17 protein-coding genes are annotated in these 19228 nt (G+C 49.9%); 6 read left to right on the top strand and 11 right to left on the bottom strand.

Features of this window, described 5'->3' with window-relative positions:
* Positions 1 to 163: 163 nt before the first annotated feature.
* Complete coding sequence (locus J0A68_RS21325; protein ID WP_206580285.1) at positions 164 to 505, top strand: response regulator; 342 nt, start codon at positions 164 to 166, stop codon at positions 503 to 505.
* Positions 506 to 1061: 556 nt separating this feature from the next.
* Here the strand turns inward: J0A68_RS21325 and J0A68_RS21320 are convergent.
* Positions 1062 to 2081 carry a Kelch repeat-containing protein gene (locus J0A68_RS21320; protein ID WP_206580284.1) on the bottom strand — a complete coding sequence of 340 codons (1020 nt, stop codon included), beginning with the start codon at positions 2079 to 2081 and terminating at the stop codon, positions 1062 to 1064.
* A 923-nt stretch (positions 2082 to 3004) separates the two neighbouring features.
* Between J0A68_RS21320 and J0A68_RS21315 the strand changes: the two genes are divergently transcribed.
* Both J0A68_RS21315 and J0A68_RS21310 read left to right on the top strand, forming a co-directional pair.
* On the top strand, positions 3005 to 3346 hold the full coding sequence (locus J0A68_RS21315) for a hypothetical protein (protein WP_206580283.1): 342 nt from the start codon (positions 3005 to 3007) through the stop codon (positions 3344 to 3346).
* An 83-nt stretch (positions 3347 to 3429) separates the two neighbouring features.
* Positions 3430 to 3849 carry a hypothetical protein gene (locus J0A68_RS21310; RefSeq protein ID WP_206580282.1) on the top strand — a complete coding sequence of 140 codons (420 nt, stop codon included), beginning with the start codon at positions 3430 to 3432 and terminating at the stop codon, positions 3847 to 3849.
* Between the two features lie 389 nt (positions 3850 to 4238).
* On the opposite strand, the gene J0A68_RS21305 is transcribed toward J0A68_RS21310, so the two are convergent.
* The 8 genes from J0A68_RS21305 to J0A68_RS21270 all read right to left on the bottom strand — a co-directional run bounded on the left by J0A68_RS21305 (position 4239) and on the right by J0A68_RS21270 (position 13798).
* Entirely contained in the window at positions 4239 to 5201 is a 963-nt protein-coding gene (locus J0A68_RS21305) for a GDP-mannose 4,6-dehydratase (protein WP_206580281.1), read from the bottom strand.
* Between the two features lie 5 nt (positions 5202 to 5206).
* Positions 5207 to 6310: a glycosyltransferase family 4 protein gene (locus J0A68_RS21300; protein ID WP_206580280.1), complete on the bottom strand. Its 1104-nt coding sequence runs from the start codon at positions 6308 to 6310 to the stop codon at positions 5207 to 5209.
* A 24-nt stretch (positions 6311 to 6334) separates the two neighbouring features.
* Entirely contained in the window at positions 6335 to 7168 is an 834-nt protein-coding gene (locus J0A68_RS21295; protein WP_206580279.1) for a glycosyltransferase family 2 protein, read from the bottom strand.
* Positions 7169 to 7176: 8 nt separating this feature from the next.
* Complete coding sequence (locus J0A68_RS21290; protein WP_206580278.1) at positions 7177 to 8133, bottom strand: GDP-L-fucose synthase family protein; 957 nt, start codon at positions 8131 to 8133, stop codon at positions 7177 to 7179.
* Between the two features lie 76 nt (positions 8134 to 8209).
* The gene (locus J0A68_RS21285; protein WP_206580277.1) at positions 8210 to 9154 is read right to left on the bottom strand and encodes a UDP-glucuronic acid decarboxylase family protein; all 945 of its coding nucleotides are present in this window, start codon (positions 9152 to 9154) and stop codon (positions 8210 to 8212) included.
* An 84-nt stretch (positions 9155 to 9238) separates the two neighbouring features.
* On the bottom strand, positions 9239 to 10249 hold the full coding sequence (locus J0A68_RS21280) for a mannose-1-phosphate guanylyltransferase (protein ID WP_206580276.1): 1011 nt from the start codon (positions 10247 to 10249) through the stop codon (positions 9239 to 9241).
* A 677-nt stretch (positions 10250 to 10926) separates the two neighbouring features.
* On the bottom strand, positions 10927 to 12915 hold the full coding sequence (locus tag J0A68_RS21275) for a M1 family metallopeptidase (RefSeq protein ID WP_206580275.1): 1989 nt from the start codon (positions 12913 to 12915) through the stop codon (positions 10927 to 10929).
* A gap of 175 nt (positions 12916 to 13090) precedes the next feature.
* The gene (locus J0A68_RS21270) at positions 13091 to 13798 is read right to left on the bottom strand and encodes a hypothetical protein (protein ID WP_206580274.1); all 708 of its coding nucleotides are present in this window, start codon (positions 13796 to 13798) and stop codon (positions 13091 to 13093) included.
* 232 nt (positions 13799 to 14030) lie between these two features.
* Here J0A68_RS21270 and J0A68_RS21265 point away from each other — a divergent pair, with 232 nt between their 5' ends.
* The 3 genes from J0A68_RS21265 (at position 14031) to J0A68_RS21255 (ending at position 16538) form a co-directional block, all read left to right on the top strand.
* Complete coding sequence (locus J0A68_RS21265; RefSeq protein ID WP_026970168.1) at positions 14031 to 14309, top strand: co-chaperone GroES; 279 nt, start codon at positions 14031 to 14033, stop codon at positions 14307 to 14309.
* Between the two features lie 39 nt (positions 14310 to 14348).
* Positions 14349 to 15977 carry a chaperonin GroEL gene (gene groL, locus J0A68_RS21260; RefSeq protein ID WP_206580273.1) on the top strand — a complete coding sequence of 543 codons (1629 nt, stop codon included), beginning with the start codon at positions 14349 to 14351 and terminating at the stop codon, positions 15975 to 15977.
* Positions 15978 to 16151: 174 nt separating this feature from the next.
* On the top strand, positions 16152 to 16538 hold the full coding sequence (locus J0A68_RS21255; RefSeq protein WP_206580272.1) for a response regulator: 387 nt from the start codon (positions 16152 to 16154) through the stop codon (positions 16536 to 16538).
* Between the two features lie 6 nt (positions 16539 to 16544).
* On the opposite strand, the gene J0A68_RS21250 is transcribed toward J0A68_RS21255, so the two are convergent.
* Both J0A68_RS21250 and J0A68_RS21245 read right to left on the bottom strand, forming a co-directional pair.
* On the bottom strand, positions 16545 to 17663 hold the full coding sequence (locus J0A68_RS21250) for a serine hydrolase domain-containing protein (protein WP_206580271.1): 1119 nt from the start codon (positions 17661 to 17663) through the stop codon (positions 16545 to 16547).
* Positions 17664 to 17665: 2 nt separating this feature from the next.
* Entirely contained in the window at positions 17666 to 19171 is a 1506-nt protein-coding gene (locus J0A68_RS21245) for a S10 family peptidase (protein ID WP_206580270.1), read from the bottom strand.
* Positions 19172 to 19228: the final 57 nt, after the last annotated feature.

The raw sequence follows: 19228 nt of genomic DNA, 5'->3' as shown, positions 1-19228 counted from the left end.
CTTTCAGCAATTCCAAAACCACCTTGGTCTTGAACTTCGAGGTAAATTTTCTTCGTGTGGTCATCACAGTAAATTTAAGGGGTTAATCGTAACTTAATTTACTGTCCTGTTTTTTGGGGAATGCTCAGACGATGATCCCGGAGTCCTGTTTCTCCATAAGATCATGGTCAGGGAGGGAGGGCTTTGTCCCAGTCCCAGCGTCTTTTCCAGTGCGGAGGAGGCATTGGAATCTATTTATCCGATTGACGAGCCCGGTCTCAGGATTTTGGTTTTTCTTGACATCAACATGCCCAGGGTAAATGCCTGGGACTTCTTGAAGCTGATAAGCGAAAATATCAACTATGCAGACATCAGGGTGGTGATCGTTTCCTCATCCCTCAGCTGGAGTGACAGGGAGAAATCCAAAGAATATGACGCGGTACTGGAATTCTGGGAAAAGCCAATGGACGAGGAGCAAGTCGCAAGCCTAAAAACACGAATGGCAACTTGGCTAAACGGATTCTAGTGCAAATCCCCACCTATCACTCGGGATCTCGGAAAACCCAACCTAACGGTTTAACTCACCTTTTCAAAGTGCAAAAAGGTTTTTGAGGGAAATGTGGTTAAACTAGTTGGTGAGAATTCGAATTTGGCTTTCTGAAACTCCATTGAGATCGTATCCGATCCCTGCAAAAAAATCCACTATGCAAAGTGTTTCCTTCTTTTGATATGTCGAAGATAGGAATCCAAGCTGGAGTATTTTTTTCAAAATTTTCAAGCTAGGTCAAAGTTCCTTGATCGAATGGTTTTTCGTACAACTCATTAACCGCCATATTTAAACAAAATAGTTAACGCTAAAAATAAGAGTTGGGATAAAACTAAAAACACCGTGTAATGGGTGTTTTTCAAAAAACCTTCCTCTTTCTCCTATTTGAAAGGGAGCTTGAACAGTGGTAAATTTAGAGATTCTGTTCCTCTGTCTGCTCATATCAACAAGAAGTCCAATGCTGTTTTTCATCGGTCGTGGTGAAATATATCAATCAGGCAACCAGAATTTCACAAGGCCCATACAATTTGAAGAATCAAGGCAAAAATTTCCAGAAATCAACAATACCAAATGGAAATTTGTAAAATGAAGCCTGAGTACCTAAGCCAACCATAAAGGAGTCCTCAAAAGCCCCTCCAACTAAGTTGACTCGGCCCTTACCCGGAAAACCGGCCTCTATTTTCGTCCATACTTCTTTGTTTGGTTCATATTCCCAGAGATCGCTGTGGTAGGTCACGTCAGTCATAGTCTGGTTGATCCCAGCCATTAGATATCCTTTATCCTTGAGCGCGACGGAAAAGGCATCGTACCTCGCTTCTCCAGGAAATTCTGCTTTTTGGATCCATTGATCTGTTGCAGGTTTATATTCCCAAAAATCTTTGCAGGTACCGCCTGACCAACCAAATCCCACAAAGCCCCGCCCATTAACGGAAAAAGAGACTTGCCGATTTGAACAATTCCCCGGATAATCAGCCTTCTTCGTCCACTGATTCTTTGCCGGACTATACTCCCACAAATCATTATCACCATAAGAAGATCCCCCCGTGATATAAGCTTTATCCCCTATTACAAAACTGGTGGAATAGGCCCTTGGGCTGCCCGGAAATTCTGCCATTTCCATCCAAGAATTAGTAGATGGATCATACCTCCATAGATCATTAAAGTAATGGTGTTCGCATATACCCATTCCTAAACAGTCTTTTCCCAACCCAACATAGCCATACTCCCCGATAGAAAAAGAAATTGCACTCTCTCGTGCATCAGACGGCAGATCTGCAACTTTGCTCCATTCATTTTTTTGCACGTCATAGGAGAAAAAAACATTGCTATATCCACTGAAAGTCTCAAAAAAAACAAAACCAGTACCTATAAATAATTTGTTTCCGACAGTGAAGCTAACCGCCTCGATAACATCACCATAGGGAAAGTCTGCATTAGACGCCCAACTGGAAGTGTCTGGTTCTGCGATAGGCTCTTCGGGTTCTTCTTTGCAAGCGACTGTTGAAAAAACAAAAAGGATATGAATGATTCTGGAGATCTTGGTCTTCAGAGACATAATCAATATTTAAAAATCATTTTTTTTAGGCTGGAGACTTTTTTGCTAATATCGGTTACGGGCGGTCAGTGCTCTCCTTTGCCGTAGCCTGGCGTTTGAGAGAGCGGGTTAAACTATAAATTCTGCCCTATTATTTTCAACAATCTGAAGAGGGCTAAATTTAGACTCTCCAGAATCGGAAGTAGATGGAATGCGGGATAATCGGATGGATAGATGGGTTGCAGAACGGTGGTAGTGAGTCGGTATTCCAAGAAAAGGGAATTAGTTGAGATAAAAAATACCCGGTACAGGGTATTTTCTATCTTGGAGGAGCTAGGTCTATTCTCAGCAGATATCCAGCAACTACTGCCTTTATCAAACTCAAACTACTCTTGTATTTCCTTTTGTTCAGTAAAGCTGCTTATGCAAGAGACAAAAAGGACGACCATCCAGCGATTTTGTACTGGCAATTCCTTGCCTATCGGCTCGATGGGAGGCTGCTATCGCATCAATAATACTGGCAACGAGACTTTTGTGGACAGAAGTGAATGCCACTGTTAGCTTGATCAAGCGAAGCTGTCGCCAACACCACCTTTAAAGCGATCGGTTGAGAAGCTTCCAAAGGAGCTGGGATCAACAGGCTGGTATGCCCGTAGGTGAGCAGCAACAGAAATAAACCCCTATTGATTGTCCTTCTTGCCCGGCCCAGTAGTGAGAATGGAGAATCGGCATTTTTTATAAGTCACAATTTTGCATTGCACCTATTAAAAAAGTAACTTAGAAAATTAAGAATATCGTTTTTTCCGGCTCTCTTGGATAGAGCCCCTGTTTTCTTGGATTTTTTTCAAGACTTACCAATTACCACCTCTAGCTGATGGCCTACGGAAACAGACCAAAAAATCTGTCTGAAAGTCGACTTTGCGACTAAAAACTACGAATTGGCTGTGGCTAAAAAAGCAGAACACATCAACTTTAACCTCAGGCTGATGAACGATTATAGGCATCGGGTAGCGATTGAACGACTTGCTGGCAGCGACCGCAACCAGCTGATTTGCACCTACGGAAGGTGGATCATGCTGTTCAATCTCGTGGAATCGTCGCGCTATGCGGAAAGGTCGGCGATGCAGTTTTTCGATATTTACTCAAACATCAACAGAATAGATTGGTTAATCGAGGAACCGGACGGGATAATAGACGACATCGTCCGCGCCATTAGAGACTATCAACAGGTATTTGATCCAAAAAAACACGATTTTGTGCGCTTGGTATGCAAGCTGCCCAACTAGAAAGCGTACGATTAAATCTACAGACAAGCGAGACTTAAACGGTTGACAGTCTAAGAATAGAATACAACCCACCCAAAATATCCATGAACCAATACAGCAAAAAGGAGGTCCTCCTTAAAGTCGACTATGCAACAGAAAATTTCGAGTTTGCTATAGCAGAGCAGGCTGCCCATGTCCGATACAATCTGTCAAACATGGAATCCTTGCGGAAAAACGTAACTGTGGAAAAGCTCGTCGGAAAAAAACAGAGCTATTTGATCACCGTCTTTGGCAGATGGGTAGTAGTATTCAATCTGGTCGAGGACGATGAAAAGGGAGATCAGTCCTCCATGCTTTTCTTTAGGTTGGGACTAAACCTTGATCTGCTTAAGGATCTACAGGAGGATCATCAAGAACTGCAAGATGGCATCATCCAAACAATGAAGGAGTACAGTAAAACCTTTGACCCTAAGCGACATGACTACGTAAAACTGGTTCTTGAACATGCGAGTCAAAATACGTAGCCAAATCTTGCAATTGAGATGGGGCCGTGCGAACAAAAATACTTTTGGGACAAGAATTCACGCCACATTGCTGCCTGAGATGTCAAAACCCATGCAGGATACTTCCGATTCAATAGCGCTATTACCTAAACTCAATCTGTTTCAGGACAAAACCATCCAGGTTCACCTAAGCCTGGTGCCGTTCACTAGCGAAAATCTACTGCTAGAAAACCCAGACTTCAACAAAAAAAAGACCGATCTCTCGATCGGTCTTTTCTATACATCTAATATCCATTGATTGACTACGACTCATCGTCAGCAGCCAAGTCCGTTGGGGCAGCTTTTCTGCCTTACTTCCAAGCTCGGGACGGTATATTCTTAGTTCTTACAATTCCGGAATCCAATAACAATCAAAGGCCTGACAAGACTGTTTCACCCACCATCCCCGAAATAATTTCCTTTATTCCGGACTTTGCTTTCCAGCCCAGCTTTTCTCTCGCTTTTCCGGGATTGGCCCGACTGACGGCCAGATCAGTGGGCCGAAACAGTTCCTGCTTTTGCACCACATGCTCCCTCCAGTCCAAGTCTAGCTGCACGAAAGCCTGCTCCACGAAGTACTCCAGGCTATGGCTTTCTCCTGATGCGATGATAAAGTCCTCGGCCTTCTCCTGCTGGAGTGTCAGCCACATGGCCTCTACATACTCCGGCGCCCAACCCCAGTCCCGCTGAATATCCAGACGGCCCAAATAGAGCTTCTCTTCCGAGCCCCCAGCGATGCGCTTGGCAGATTGGATGATCTTTTGGGTTACAAAGCGCTCGGGCCTAAGCGGAGACTCATGGTTGAAGAGAATCCCCGTGCAGGCATAGAGGTTGTAGGCCTCCCTGTAGTTGTCCACCAGCCAGGTGGAAGAGGCCTTGGCTAGGGCATAGGGGCTTCGAGGCCGGAATGCGGTATCTTCTGTGGCTGCCAAGCCCTGGGTATCCCCGAATGCCTCGGAGCTGCCGGCATGGTACACCCTGATTTCCCTTCCTTCCATCTTCACTGCCTCCAGCACGTTGAGAATACCTATGGTAAAGCTCTGTATGGTCTCGGCGGGCTGTTCAAAGGAAAAACCTACCGATGACTGTCCCGCAAGAAAATAGATCTCCTCAGCCTGGGACTTTCGTACAGCCACCAGCACAGATCGGAAGTCCTCCGGGTCCATGGAAAACAGCGTCACCTGTTCTTTGATGCCCAACAGGCCTAAACCCCTGAATCCCCCACCCTGGGCATCCCTGGAGGTCCCAAAAACTTCATAGCCTTTTTCCAAAAGAAACTGGGCCAGATAGCTTCCGTCCTGTCCGCTGATGCCGCATATCAGTGCCTTTTTCATGGTATCTAAACGCCGAGGATGTTTCGGTAAATAGCCTTGGTCTCTTCTGCTGTTTTTCCCCAGCTAAACTGCGTCACCCGTGCATCGCCGACCTTTATCAGATCCGCTCGGGTCTGGGCCTCATAGGCTATTTTTTCCAATTGCCTGGTCAGCTCTTCCTGACTGAAAGGGTCGAAATACAGGGCAGCATCTCCAAGGACTTCCGGTATGGAAGAGCTGTTGCTGCTGACTACCGGACAGGAGTAGGAAAGCGCTTCCAAAGGAGGAATGCCAAATCCCTCGTAGAGGGAAGGGTACACAAAGGCCATGGCATTGGCATAGCACTGGGCCAAGTCCTCGTCCGAGCCGCCCCTGCTGACCAGCTGTCCTTCTTTGAAGCCCATTCTCGAATATTCTTCCAACTCGGAGGGATTGAATCCTCCTCCTCCAAAGGCCATGATGCGAAAATCCCTCATCAATCGCTCGGAGGCCGCAAAAGCCTGAGCCAGCAGTCTGAAATTTTTGTAGTCCAATCGCAGTCCCACGTATAAAAAATAGGGCTTTTCCCCTGCTGTCTCCTTCTTTTTGAAATCCGTCTTCAAGACGGGGTCGGCAGCGAGGTGCGTGACCGAGACTTTCTCCGGAGCAGTGCCAAAAAGCTCGCAGAGGTCTTTCTTGGTATTGTGGGAGATGCTGATGATATGGTCTGCCCTGGCCAGGGCCGCACGCTTTTCCTCGGTATGGATTTGGGAAGGGGAAAATCGCTCGGGAAACAACTCTTGGATCATGTCATAGACCGTCACTACGGTCGGCCCTTTACCCTTCAGTGTAGCTTTGGGGGAAAAGTAAGTCTCGTGGACTATATCTGGCCCAAAGATCCCCGAAGCCAGGCTGGCCCGGATGCCGTTCCACTTTCTGAACATCCGGATGGTCCGCTTGGGATACCTGTCCAGGTATTGCCCTTTGACCAGACTTCCCTCTCCTTTCAGATAGGAGTTGATATGGTAACCGGCGTAAACCCGGGTTTGTATTTTCTGCTGCTCGAGTTCCTCGGCGAGCCTGGCAAAGTAGCGGGAGATCCCGCCATACTTTTGCATTCCGAATATTTGACCGTCGAAGGCTACCTTCATTTGTTTAGGCTAGACCAAAGCAGGTCAAACGATGTCCCTTATCCTTAGAAACAACTTGGGAAACAGGGTTCTTCCGTAGCTCGACACCAGGTTTTTGTAAGCTCTTCCCTTTCCGAAGTGCCTCTTGAGAAACCTTGTATATTCTGCTATGGCCAATCCCTTCACGCTGTGGAGCAGTTCCCATCTTTTTGCAAACGGAACCTCCGTGCTCCCCCAATAGGGAAGGGAATTGGACTCACAGGCGGCGAGGTACTCGCTGGCCGTGAAGCATTTGATTCCTTTTTTTTGGGCTCGAAGCCCGTAGTCGTAGTCCCCCAAGTAATGGGTGAAGTCTCCCGAGAGATTCCCAAGCTCGGCCGCAACCGCATTTGGAATCAGCACCAGGTTTCCGTTGATCCATTTGACCTCTTGGGGACTGCCTTGGGGAATGACGGCCTGGCTATCGCTGCTTCCGCCAAAGGAAAATCGACCGGTTCGGGGGTCTTTGCAGGCTCCCAGCAAGATTGACTTAGGGGATGCCAAAGAAAAATAGTCGCGGAAAAGTTTCTGAAGAGCCTGAGGAAAAAGGAAGGTGTCGTCGTTGAGCCAGAGGAAAAAATCGAAACCGCCCTGCTCCAGGGCCATGTTCCAAGCCATCCTCATTCCCCCACCCCAAAACTGGTTGCCGTCGCCCTGCACTATCTTCACCGCAGGGAAATTCTGCTGTAGCATAGCACCCGTGCCGTCGGTAGAGCCGTCATCGCAGACGAATACCTCCATGGAGGTATTTTCGGGAAGTTCCTGCTCGAAAAGATTGACTAGGCATGCCTTCGTCTTTTCCTTGCGGTTGTGGCATGTCAGCAATACGGCGACTCTCAAGCCTGTACTCAGATTTTTACTTCTTTAAAGCTCTCCTGGTTTTCCAAAAACCACTGGTAGGTTTTCTTGATTCCCTCTTCCAAGCCCACTTTGGCTTTCCAGCCCGCATTCTCCATTTTGGATACGTCCATGAGCTTGCGTGGAGTGCCATCCGGCTTGCTCGAGTCCCAGAGGATCTCACCGCTATGGCCTACGGTCTTTTGGATCAACTCCGCCAATTCCTTGATGGTAAGGTCCACTCCGGTGCCTACGTTGTAGAGATTGTCGTGAAATTCATTCTCCAAGGCAAAAACCACGGCGTCGGCCAGATCTTCCACGTAGAGAAATTCACGCATAGGTGTACCCGAACCCCAAAGCTCCACAGGTACGTTGCCCCCTTCCTTCGCAAGATGAAACTTGCGGATCATAGCGGGCAGCACATGGGACGTGTTCAGGTCAAAATTGTCAAAGGGGCCATACAGATTGGTGGGCATCAAGGAGATATAGTCTCGCCCATACTGCTTTCTGATGGATTCACAGGCCTTGACGCCTGTGATCTTGGCGACTGCATACCACTCGTTGGTAGGCTCCAAGGGCCCGGTCAGCAGATGCTCTTCCTTCAGAGGCTGGGGAGCCAGCTTCGGGTAGATGCAGGAGGAACCCAGAAAAATGAATTTTTGTACATCCGTTCGGAAAGAGGAGTCGATCAGGTTGTTTTGGATCTGCATGTTCTCCATCAGAAACTGATAGGGATAGGTATTGTTGGCCAAAATCCCCCCAACCCTTGCCGCCGCGTCGATGACGACATCCGGCTTGTGCTCGGAAAAGAAAGACGTGACAGCCTCTTGGTCTCTGAGGTCCAGCTCCGAAGATGTCTGTCCAATCAAATTGGAATAGCCCTTGGCTTCCAGGGCTCTCCAGATGGCCGACCCGACCATTCCCCGGTGTCCGGCGATGTAGATTTTCGACTTGTCGTTGAGGTTCAAAGTAGTAGGTGGTTAGAGGTTGGTGTTTTTTATGCTTTCAGTCTTTCGGCCTGCAATAGTCCTTGACCTGTTTAGGCTAAAAGCCTTTTTTGAGTTCTTCTTCGAAATACGCAATGGTCTTCCCTAGGCCAGTCCGCAAATCCACGGTAGGCTCCCATCCCAGTTCTTTTTTTGCCAAGTCAATGATAGGCTGGCGCTGCATGGGATCATCCTGGGGCAAAGGCAAAAACTTGAGCTTACTTTTGCTGTTGGTCAGTTCCATGACCAATTGCGCAAGCTCGAGCATGGTAAATTCCCCGGGATTGCCGATGTTCACAGGACCGGTAAAGCCATCCCTGGAATTCATGAGGCGGTGCATCCCTTCGATGTTGTCATCGACATAGCAAAAGCTTCTGGTCTGCTTTCCATCCCCGAAAATGGTGATGTCCTGCCCCTTCAAAGCCTGGACGATAAAGTTGCTCACCACGCGCCCATCGTTGGGATGCATCCTCGGACCGTAGGTATTGAAGATCCGCATGACCTTGATCGCTACGCCGTGCTGCCGCTGATAGTCAAAAAACAGGGTTTCCGCACATCGCTTTCCCTCGTCATAGCAGGCCCGTATTCCAGTGGTGCTGACGCTGCCCTTGTAAGATTCAGGCTGGGGATGGATCTCAGGATCTCCGTACACTTCGGAAGTGCTCGCCTGAAGGATCTTGATGCGAAGACGCTTGGCCATGCCCAGCATGTTGATTGCCCCGATGACGGAGGTCTTGGTCGTCTGCACGGGGTCAAATTGATAGTGCACCGGGCTTGCTGGGCAAGCCAGATTGTAGATTTCATCGACCTCCGCAAACAGGGGGAAGGTCACGTCATGGCGTAAAAACTCGAAATTTTTGTCATCCATCAGGTGATGGATGTTGGACTTTCTTCCCGTGAACAGGTTGTCCACGCAGAGCACTTCGTTCCCCTCTTTCAACAGACGCTCACAGAGATGGGAGCCCAGAAAACCGGCTCCGCCTGTGACAAGTATTCTTTTCATATAGTATTGTCAGTGTCCCTTTGGCAGCGGCTAGGCCAAAACAGGCCTATTCCTATATCGAAATCCGCTGTCGCTTTGCTTTGATCAGACCAGTTCGGGCCGCTCCTTTTCCAGTCTCTCGTAGATCTTCTTCACTTCCTGCGCATTTTCCTTGCGAAGCACCAAAATGGCGTCAGGGGTCTGGATCAAAATGGTATTGGTCAAGCCGGTAAACTCGGTATGGATGGATGTTCCGATCACCATGTTGCCCAGCTCGTCCTTGGGGTGCCCGGTCTGCTCGAGGTATTCGTAGATGGATTCGAAGGAACCCATGTCCGACCACTGAAACAGTGAAGGCACTACTTTGATTTTTTTGGTCCGCTCCATCACCGCGTAATCCACAGAAATGGATGGGATTTTCATGGAGAGGTCAAAATCCAATTTTCCGGACTCCGCCCCTTCGTAGGCTTCCTTGGAAGCTTGGAAAACCTCCGGTTCCAACTGCCGAAGTTCCTCCAAATAAACGCCGGCCTTGAAGCAAAACATGCCGGAATTCCAATAGAAGTTACCCTGCTCCAAAAAGGCCAAGGCAGTTTGCAGATCAGGTTTTTCCCTGAAACTCTTTACCTCTTCCCCTGCCGACTCGATGTAGCCATAGCCTGTCTCAGGCTTGGTAGGCTTCAGGCCAAATGTCACGATATAACCTTCCTTGGCAAGCTCGGTAGCTCGGGAAACCGCCGAGGAATAAAGCCCTTCGTCCACAATCAGATGGTCTGAAGGCGTGACGAAAAGGATGTCTTCCGGCTGGGCCGCAAAAGCCGCAAAGGCAATTGCCGCTGCGGTATTGCGGGGGCAGGCTTCGATGATTTCTGAATAGCTCTTTACGCCAGCTTCATCCAGATCTTTACGGGAAAGCTCATAGTTGTCGCAGTTGCCGACCACGATCACCTGATCGCAGAAGCTCTTGTTGCGCAAAGCCGTTTTTTGAAAAAGTGTATGGCCCTCGAAGATGGGCAAATACTGCTTGGGTCTCGTCTTTCTGGAAAGCGGCCAAAGCCTCGACCCTACTCCACCGGAAAGAATTACGTTTACTGTTTTTGGTTTTTGAACATCCATGGTTTAAAAAACTGCTTGTTGACTTGAACTCCCACCCAAAGTATGGCTTTGGGATATGCTAAGGAACTACCAATTAACTGGAAATCTGAAAAAACAACAAAAATATCCCTGAATTGCTGGGCGCCTTCATTCTTTATTGGAAGAAACTTGCCGACCAGCTACAGCTTCGCCCTTTCAGTCCCATCCTCACCAAATCCAAAACGCAAAATTTAAAAAGGGAAAAGATCAACCCCTTGGGCTTTGCGACAATGTACTGGACAAGTCTCTGGTCTTAGCTCGATTAGACTCCCCGACGGAAGTCCAAACCTATGGGTTTATGGCATTTTGGCAAAAAAACCTACCTCAAAATAAAAATTTGAAGCGTTTTAGGGCTTTTTCTTGAAACAAAGATAATTGAAAATGAGCAATTTTTGTACTCACTTCACTTCAAAAAAGCCTTTTTTTTCATATCACCGAAAATGTATTTCATTTATTGACTTAATTCATTTTGGGTTCGGTAGGCGTATCCATTTCCCAAAGATTATCAAAAGTTCCAATTGTTACTTTCTAAATCCGGAAAAAGCTTCGCTGATCGAAACCCCGATTGGGTAGGCGGGGACTGCCATTCGCCTGGCGTGGCTACGATGTGCAAGGAAGCCATTGAGCAACTCCCTGTAGGCCAGGGCACCAATAGACTCCTACTTTCTTGGCCAGACATTGTCGTTTACATCCCGGTCTGGAAAGCGGCCATGGGGGTCAAGGGTGATCTTTTTGACCTTTCTGTCTCCGAAATCCAGCTCTGCCTCAAAGCTCCTACTGCCACTCCACCATATATCCACTGGCCAAGACACTTCTACCGTATTTTCGCCCGTTTGCTTTCCGTTTGGCATCAGCTTCAGCTCTCCGGCACCGGGCTCCAGCTCTAACTGCAGCACCACCGGGGAGGGCATTTGCCCATCCTGACGGACTTTGACCCTGGTCTTACCGTCAGAGGTATCGACCTCGGCGATGGAGCCATCGACGGATTCGGTGGTGAAGAGCCAGTAATACCAGAACCATTCCAAGTTTTGACCCAGCTCTTGGTTCATAAAAAACAGGTAATCCCAAGGGGACGGGTGCTTAAATGCCCAGGCAGCTGTGTATTTCCTCATCGCTTTGATGACTGCCTCATCACCTACTATCCCTCCCAGCATGGAAAGCATGAGTGGGGTCTTTTGGTAGGTTTGGAAGCTGTAGCCCATTCCGGCCTCATTGGCGCTCCACATAAGCGGCGCCTCATCCTCGCTCCCGCTGATCCTGCCGTAGCTTTGGCCAAGCCCATCCAGCCTCGCCTCTACTCCCCTCGCGTCCGCCGCTGAAAGGATGTTCATATATTGGTTAAAGCCTTCGTCCATCCATCCGTAGCGGGTTTCATTGGTACCCAGCATCATCGGCCACCATTGGTGTGCAGTCTCGTGGTCTGCAGCTCCCTGGTTGGAATTGATCACCATGGGGTACTCCATGCCAGCACTGGGGCCGTCCTGCAAAGTCAGCTGTGGAAATGGATAAGGCGCCCAGAGCTCGGAATAAAACTCCAGCGCATGCCGGGTGATCGTGGCGGCATTTTCGTAAGACTCCGCCCGCTCCGGCTCATACACCATATAGATAGGCACATAGCCCTTACCGGGTATATTGGCCCTGGTTCCCTTCCAGATAAAATCCGCTGAGGCCGCCCAGGCAAAGTCGTTGACCCGATCCGCCACAAAACGCCAAGTAAGCTTCTCTCCCGCCGCGGTAGCAATGCCCGGCCCCCGCTCCTTCTCTGATACGATGGTCGTCTCCCCATCCGCTTCCAACACTTTTGCCAAGCGTTCCCTCGACGCAGGAGTGAGCACTTCCTGGGGATTTTGCAGCAGTCCCGTCCCGCTTACGATCCAGCCACCCGGCACGGTCACGGAGACGTCAAACTTTCCGAAGTTGTTGAAAAACTCAGCTGGCCCGAGATAAGGGCTGGTCTCCCAGCCTCTCATGTCATCGTATTTTGCCAAGCGGGGAAACCACTGCGTGGGCTGGAAGAGGGTGCTGTCAAAGCGCTGGGTCATGCGATGCCCCAGTCCCTTGGTACCGCCAGGCAATTTGGTATGCCAGTCTATCTCCAGTTCCGCCGTTGACCCCGCCTTGATCGGCCGACCTAGGTAGATGGTGGCGACGGTTTTTTTCAGGCCTGAGACGCCCGGCTTTGGAGCTTGGCTGCGCCCCATTCTGGTCTCGGTAAGGTCTATATCCTCTCCGGCAACCCGGATCCGGGTCACGACCATGCCCTCTGTCTGCTCGGCAGGGATGGACGAGCCTCTAGGCACGTCGCCCCTGAAGACGTTGTGGTCCAGACGAAGCACGATCCGATCTAGGTCATCTTTGCTGTTGTTGTGGACCAAAATCTTCTCTGTCCCGGTCAAAGTCTGGGTATGGGGATCCAAACTTACCTGTATGGTGAAGTCGGTCTCAAGCTGCCAATAGTTCGGGCCGGGCCTGCCTGAAAAATCCCTCGTTCCTGCCTCAAAGGCCCTGCGGATCGAGTTGGTCATGGGCACATCGCGACGAATGGCCCGGTATTCGGTCTTTACCGAAGTCCTCAGGGGCAGTGGCTGCAATTCTTGGCCTAGACTGGCAGAAGTGCTAAGCAGGAAAAAAAATAGAAGTTTTCGCATGGATAGGGTTCATTTCTAACCACAAAACTGGAAAATTTCCGTCTAAAAACCAGAAACTGGTTTCCAAAAGAATCTGCATCACCTTACCTGCACAGCCCAATGGATCTAAAGCCTTTCAGATAGGGTAAGCCCTGCGCCCCCCTCGTCGGGTTCTTGATCTGAGTCGTCAGTGGTTTCAGCTGATCTGCTGTAGCACCAGTCGCTTCGATATCGGCACGAGCGTTTCTTCTATAGGTACGGAATGGGGACTGTGCAGCCTCCAGGTGGCGGGATTGGGAAGCTCCTTGATCTCGCGGATGAGCTGCATCTTCAGCTTTTCCAGCGTATTGACCATGCTTTTCTGAAAAATCCCCACAAACCAAAAGACTATGCTCCGAAACTTCTCCCCTGCCAGTTGGAGGATGTTGGATTTGTAGCGGAAAGCATGGACCTCGGCCCGCTTTTCTCGGGTCATCAGGATAAAGCCCTCCCGGTTGTACAGGGGCTGAATACCGACGGGCTCAAACTCTACCTGCTCCTCCACGAAGTTGTAGATGTGTTTGCCTTCCTCGATCTGGCTTGCGATGCGGGGCAGGGCATACTCGGTGATCTGGGAGATCTCCTTCATCACTTCCCCGTCATCCACCTGTTGCTCAAATTGGAGCTGCGCATTTTTGAAGTCTATCCCGTTGAGGGCCTTGGGAAAAAGCTTGTTGAGCTCCGCCTTGCCGGAAGTGAGCTCCTGCAGCAGCTTGTGGTGTTCGATCAGGTCTGAGAGCATGGGGTAAAGCTTGACCGCCCGAAAATCCCGCTCGGCCTCCTGCAGGTAGGCCAGAAGCTGGTATTTTTTGTACTCAAAATCGATCAGCCCTTCGGTGATCCAGTTTTTTGGTAGGGTTCTCATAGGTAGGAATAGGTTTAGGTTTGTCTCAAAATACGCAATTCTGACATTTTTTAGCCCTGTCGGGGAAAAATTGACAGACTCTAAGTCGCTCTTTCCAAGCCACTGCCGGAAGTGCGGTCAACATTTGCGGCCGATTTGTCAGCCTTTTTGGCCGATTGGCCCCTTGGCACAGGAAGTGCTAATAGGGCAATAGCATTTTAATCTAAAATCTAACCTTAAACAATTTAATACTATGTCAAACGTGAACATCAAACCTCTTGCAGACCGAGTTTTGGTACAACCAGCTGCAGCAGAAGAGAAAACCGCTTCTGGTCTTTACATCCCGGACACTGCCAAGGAAAAACCACAAAAAGGAACCGTGGTGGCTGTAGGCAACGGCAAAAAAGACGAGCCATTGACTGTGAAAGTGGGCGACACTGTTTTGTACGGAAAATATTCCGGCACCGAACTCAGCGTGGAAGGCAAGGATTTCCTCATCATGAGAGAGTCTGACATCTTCGCTATCCTTTAATCAATCCAAAAAATCAACAAACTTAAAACTTAAAATAACATGGCTAAACAATTGTTTTTCGATACCGATGCCAGAGACCGTCTCAAGAAAGGCGTGGATGCATTGGCAGACGCAGTAAAAGTAACTTTGGGCCCTAAAGGCCGAAATGTCATCATCGACAAGAAATTCGGAGCTCCTACCATCACCAAAGACGGTGTGTCCGTAGCAAAAGAAATCGAGCTGTCTGAGCCAATCGAAAACATGGGTGCGCAGCTGGTGAAGGAAGTAGCTTCCAAAACTGCCGACAACGCAGGTGACGGAACTACCACCGCTACTGTTTTGGCACAGTCCATCTTCAACGTAGGGATCAAAAACGTCGCTGCCGGTGCCAACCCAATGGACCTCAAAAGAGGTATCGACAAGGCGGTAGGCGCAGTAGTAGGCAAGCTGAAGGAAAACTCCAAGCAAATCTCCACTTCCAAGGAGATCGCCCAGGTAGCTACCGTATCCGCAAACAACGACGAAGAAATCGGCAACATGATCTCTGACGCGATGGACAAAGTCGGCAAAGACGGCGTCATCACCGTGGAAGAGGCCAAAGGCACCGAGACCGAGGTGAAGACTGTAGAAGGTATGCAGTTTGACAGAGGATACCTGTCCCCATACTTTGTGACCAACACCGAGAAAATGGAAGCGGAGCTGGAGAATCCTTTCATCCTGATCTACGACAAGAAGATCTCTTCCATGAAGGAGCTGCTTCCAGTATTGGAGCCAGTAGCCCAGTCCGGCAAGCCCCTGTTGATCATCTCCGAAGATGTGGACGGCGAAGCGCTGGCTACTTTGGTAGTGAACAAAATCAGAGGTGCCTTGAAAGTGGCCGCCGTGAAAGCTCCAGGCTTCGGTGACAGAAGAAAGGCTATGCTGGAAGACATCGCCATCCTGACAGGTGGTACCGTGATCTCCGAAGAAAGAGGCTTCAAACTCGAGAACGCAACCCCGGATATGCTGGGCCGCGCGGAGAAAATCAACATCGACAAGGACAACACCACCATCGTCAACGGTGCAGGTGATGCAGCTGCGATCAAAGGCAGAATCGCCGAGATCAAAGCCCAAATCGAAAAAACCACTTCCGACTACGACAGAGAGAAGCTGCAGGAAAGACTTGCCAAACTGTCTGGCGGTGTGGCTATCCTCTACATCGGTGCTGCTACCGAGGTGGAAATGAAAGAGAAAAAAGACCGCGTGGATGATGCCCTTCACGCTACCAGAGCTGCCGTACAAGAAGGTGTGGTAGTAGGTGGCGGTGTGGCTCTGGTAAGAGCTGCCGAAGCGCTGACCGACCTCAAGGGCGAAAACGAAGACCAGGACACTGGTATCAACATCGTGAGAACTGCCATCGAGGCTCCATTGAGAACCATCGTGGCCAACGCCGGTGGCGAGCCTTCCGTGGTGATCAACAAAATCAGAGAAAACGCCGGCAACTTCGGCTACAACGCCAGAACTGACGAGTACATGGACCTGTTCGAAGCTGGTGTGATCGACCCTACCAAGGTGACTCGACTTGCACTGGAAAACGCAGCTTCTATCGCGGCATTGCTGCTGACCACCGAGTGCGTGGTAGCGGACGTGAAAGAAGACGCTCCTGCCATGCCTCCTATGGGTGGCGGCGGAATGGGCGGCATGATGTAATTCACGCCCCAAAGCGTAATATCAAAAAGGAGGCCTTGCGCCTCCTTTTTTATTGCCCTATAAATCAGGTGATGAATACGAGTCCAAATAAAAAGCAGCCAAAACCTTTTTTAGGAAATTGGAATAATTGTATTTTGTTGAGATTACACAACCTAACACTGATCCCGCATTTTAATGGTTCACTTTGACGCTGTCTTTTTAGTGGATGACGACCCCATCAACAACCTCATCAACAGGCGGCTTTTGGGAAAAACGGGGATCAGCAGTCAAATCGAAGAGTTCCTGGGGGGAGAGGACGCGCTTGAAAAGATCAAGGAACTCGAAGCAGGCAAAAGTCTTCTGATTTTTTTGGACATCAATATGCCTGTGCTCAACGGCTGGGAATTCCTAAACAGGTATTTGGAGATTTTTCCGGAACGAAACGACAAAATCGTGATCCTCTCCAGTTCCATAGACTTTCAGGACCGACAAAAAGCAGATGAATACCGCGTGGTCTCCGGCTTTTTGGAAAAGCCCCTCACCTTGGACAAAATCAGCGCCCAGCTCGAAAAGTACGGCTGAACCGCCTCAGGGAATCACCCGATCCAAGTAGTCCCAGATATCCCGCATCAGCAAGAAAGGCACCAGCGCGTCGCCTCCGGAACTGCCCATCCTCAGGATCACCAAGTTTTGGGAGGGGACGACCATTAGAAATTGCCCGTTTTTCCCCATCGCCTGATACATATCTGCAGGAGCTTGTGGAATCAGCGAACCCGGAACGACGACCTGAGGACCAGGTACCATGAAAGAAGGCTTTCCATTGAGCCAAGTCAGGTAGCCATAGCTCTTGTTCAGCTCCTGGGAGCTTTGGATCATCTGGTCGAAATAATCCCCAGACCAGACCTCAGTCCCGTTCCAGTTTCCCCTGGCCAGCATCAGCAAACCAAACCGGGCGAAGGATCGGGCATCGGAGTAAAACACGTTGTTGAAACCAGTCTGAATCCAGGTGCCCCCCATTCCGATTTTGTTCCCCAGGTTTTCCTCGAAAAAACTCTGATAGTCTTTGCCGGAGGCATTTTCCACCACCTGCTCCAGCAGGGTGTACACCGCATTGTGATAGCTCCAGCGGGTGCCTGGTTTTGCCAAAAACCTCAGGTTTTCCGGCGCAGGATCATCCAGATTCTCCACATTGTCATCTATTCCGGATGTCATTGTCAGCTGGTGGACGAGGAGGATGTCCTTTTCCAAACTGGCCGGCATGGTAGTCCAGCCTTCGCCGAGATAGCGTTGGGTAGGATCCTCGGTTTTCAGGAGGCCCTTCTGCTGCGCAATGCCCACGAGCGCGGCCGTGAGCGTCTTTCCCGCAGAGGCCCAGTACCAATAAGAATACCTGTTCATCTCCCCTATTTCCGTCAACCCGGCTCCCCAGTACTCCTCCACCACGATTTTGCCATCTTTCAGGATGATAAAGGCGCGGGTATCCTGGCTGGGCAACCAGTCTAGCATTTCCTCCAAAGCCGCCTCGTCCCATCCTAAGGCTGCGGGAGGATTTTCCTCCCACTGGCCCGAGCCTGTGGGAGGAAAATAAAGCGCTGCACCCTCATCTGGATTTTGCGCCTCGGCGCAGCCAAAAACCAACAGGACCCAACATCCCGCAACAAGCTGAAAAAGAAGGGAAGATCTAACTAGATGGATATGGGGCTTCATGGCTATTTTCTCAAAGTGTCTGCGATAAACTTCTTCAAATCCTCCCGAAACAGCTTGGCGGAAGGCAGGTGGGTGTACATCATGTGGCCCGCCTCATAGTAGGTCATGATGATGCGGTCTGTGGCGGACTTGGGTAGGTCAAGATGGGAAATGGAGTGCTCCACCCCATAGAAAACCGTAGCCAAATCATAGTACCCATTCATGATCAAGACTTTGACATTGGGGTCTTTGCTCAGCGCATCGGCCATGTCTGGCAGGGTGGTCACGGCGGCATCCGCTCCCCAAAAGTTGTTTCCTCTATGCTTCCAGTCCCATCGGAAGCCCTCCTTGGAATAGGCGGAGGTGGCGTAGAGCAAGTCCTTGCCCACGCCTAGACTGCCATGGAAATAGTCCAAAAAGGCCATGGTATATGCCGGGGAAATCGCGTCGCTTTGCGGATCGGTGAAGGCACTCATGGACATCGGGTCCAGATTCATCCCTTTGTACCGGGAATCCAGCCTGCCAACCGTCTCTCCACTCTCACGCAGCAACTCCTGAAAGTACTCCCCTGCGTTGAGCTTGAGGTCAGCACGCTTCCAGACTTCCGAGGAAATCCCGGTGTAGTCCTGCAGCTTTTTGGCCACTGCCTCCTTCTCCTCGGCGGAAATCCTGTTTCCCTTGAAAAGCGCCGGTGTGTATTCATTCTCCGTGAATTCTCTGACTCCCTGCACAAAGCTCGGCAGGTCGGAGCCTTTGTTGGCAACCTTGTCATGATACCAGCTGGTGGCGGCCATGGTCGGCAGGTAAGCGATGTAGGAAAGGTCTTCGCTGGGGGCAAAAAACAGGGAGCGCAGGTCAAAAACCGCGGAGACCATGATCACCCCATTGAGTGCGTAGCCCCGATCCAGCAGGTAGCTCATCACGCCCGCATTCCGGAAGGTGCCATAGCTTTCCCCCAAGATGTATTTGGGGGAATTCAGCCTTCCATGCGCTTTCAAAAACTGCATGATGAACAGGCTCACACTCCGGATATCCTGATCCACTCCCCAGAAATCCTTCCCGCTCGCTTCTCCAATGGGTACACTCAGGCCTGTGCCTACCGGATCCATCATCACCACATCGGCTACGTCGAGGATGGAAAACTCGTTGTTGGCCAACTGGTAAGGAGCGGGCTGGTTGTAATTGGGGTCATCGACCACGATCCGCTTGGGGCCCATGATCCCCATGTGCAGCCAATAGGAAGAAGAGCCCGGGCCGCCATTGTAGGCAAAGACGATAGGCCGGTCTTTTTCGGGATTCTCCTTGAAGTAGGCCGTAAAGCCAAAAAGCGCGATGGGCTTGTTGTTTTCGTCCTTCAGCTCCATCGTACCGGCTTTGGCGTTGAGGTTGACTACCTTGCCGTCGATAGTCACGGATTGCTTGGACTCAAATACCTGGGCTTTGGGCAGGTCTTTGCTTTCCTCTTTTTTTTCTTGGGCAAAAGCAAAAGAACCCAAAAACAGAAAAACTAACAAAAGTCTGATTTTCATATCGTTTAGATTTAAGGTAAATGGATTGGTTTAAGGAGGAGTAAGGTTGCAAAGTGG

The organism is Algoriphagus oliviformis (genome assembly GCF_017254915.1).
GTDB lineage: Bacteria > Bacteroidota > Bacteroidia > Cytophagales > Cyclobacteriaceae > Algoriphagus > Algoriphagus oliviformis.
This window is presented reverse-complemented; position numbering and strand designations above follow the sequence as displayed.